Origin of the sequence: Clostridium arbusti SL206, assembly GCF_000246895.1 — a bacterium.
Classification (GTDB): Bacteria; Bacillota; Clostridia; order Clostridiales; family Clostridiaceae; genus Clostridium_I; species Clostridium_I arbusti.
The window spans coordinates 1-1,289 of record NZ_BAEV01000194.1 but is presented as its reverse complement, the minus strand read 5'-3'; the positions used below and the strand labels follow the sequence as shown (position 1 = coordinate 1,289).

Annotated in this window: 2 protein-coding genes; one reads left to right on the top strand and one right to left on the bottom strand. The window is 41.7% G+C overall.

What is annotated here, in order from left to right:
- Nucleotides 1-293 precede the first annotated feature (293 nt).
- Nucleotides 294-938 carry an MFS transporter gene (locus RH99_RS19075; protein WP_206771408.1) on the bottom strand — a complete coding sequence of 215 codons (645 nt, stop codon included), beginning with the start codon at nt 936-938 and terminating at the stop codon, nt 294-296.
- Between the two features lie 107 nt (nt 939-1,045).
- Here RH99_RS19075 and RH99_RS18010 point away from each other — a divergent pair.
- Nucleotides 1,046-1,289, top strand: a 244-nt coding sequence (locus RH99_RS18010) for a transposase (protein ID WP_010234637.1), incomplete at its 3' end; no start/stop codon positions are given.

Here is a 1,289-nt window from a genome sequence, read left to right as displayed (position 1 = left end):
GATGATGTAATTTCATATTTTTTGCATATTTGTGCATTAGTTAACCCTTTATTTAATTCTTCAACTATTTTAATTTTTTCATCTAAAGTATACTTTCTTCTTCCCATAGTTCTAACCTCCACTGTGTATTTTTATACTACCATGCTCGTTAGATTCTGTCGAAGGTTATTATGGGGTCAGAGAGCCCATGCATCCGAGTCCTATTGCAGATACTTCTAAACCACTGTTACCTAATTTACGTCTTTTCATTTGGCTATTATACAGAGAAAAGTATTTTTGTATTAGTATCTTCTTTAGGCAGCCATATTGTGGAACTTCATTGCTACGTGCTTGAGGAAGGAACTGGCAATTCCGGAGGAAACGGCCGCGACGATGGCAGCGAACGCGATGGAGGCTGCAGCGATCCAAGTGATAGCCATTATCGACAAGGCTCCTACGGTGATTCCTCCGATGCCTGCGCCTGCAGCAAAGCCGAGCTGTACAAAGGAACTGTTCAGACTAAGCATGATACCAGAGGATTCCGGAGCAAGAGAGACTAAGTTAAAGTTCTGGGTCGGCCCGAACGTCCATACAGCTATCATCCATAGAATGAGCAACGTGATGGTGACAATTACCGATCTATGGACTAAAGACAACAGCACCAAGGCAATGACTTGGATGGCCATGCCTCCGACGAGCGTGCGGACAGTGCCAATCCGATCCGCCAAGAGGCCACCAAGCTTGGAGCCGATCAAGCTCGCAATGCCCAAGGCTAGGAGAATGACGCTCATTTCCTGTCCAATTCCTGGCATGAGGTCGGTCAAGAAAGGAGTGATATACGTATTGATTACCGAATAACCGATAAACATGAAGAATGTCACGCCGAGTGTGATAGCGATCTTCGGCTTCTTCAAGAATGCGAGTCGCTTATTGAGAGAGACTGGTGCTTCACCTTCCATGTCAGGAATCGTCCGTGCGATAATGAAGATCTCTCTGACCCCATAATAACCTTCGACAGAATCTAACGAGCATGGTAGTATAAAAATACACAGTGGAGGTTAGAACTATGGGAAGAAGAAAGTATACTTTAGATGAAAAAATTAAAATAGTTGAAGAATTAAATAAAGGGTTAACTAATGCACAAATATGCAAAAAATATGAAATTACATCATCAACATTATCTACATTTAAGAAGCAGCTTAATGTAATTAATGCAACAGAGCCAAAGGATAAAAAGGCTACGCCTAAAGAAAAAGCTCTAGAAGAAGAAAACCGTAAACTTAAAGAGCTTATTGGCAAAAAAGAGCTAA

Coding starts and splice junctions, on each gene's coding strand:
- RH99_RS19075 (WP_206771408.1), bottom strand. CDS start 938: ATGGAAGGTGAAGCACCAGTCTCTCTCAATAAGCGACTCGCATTCTTG.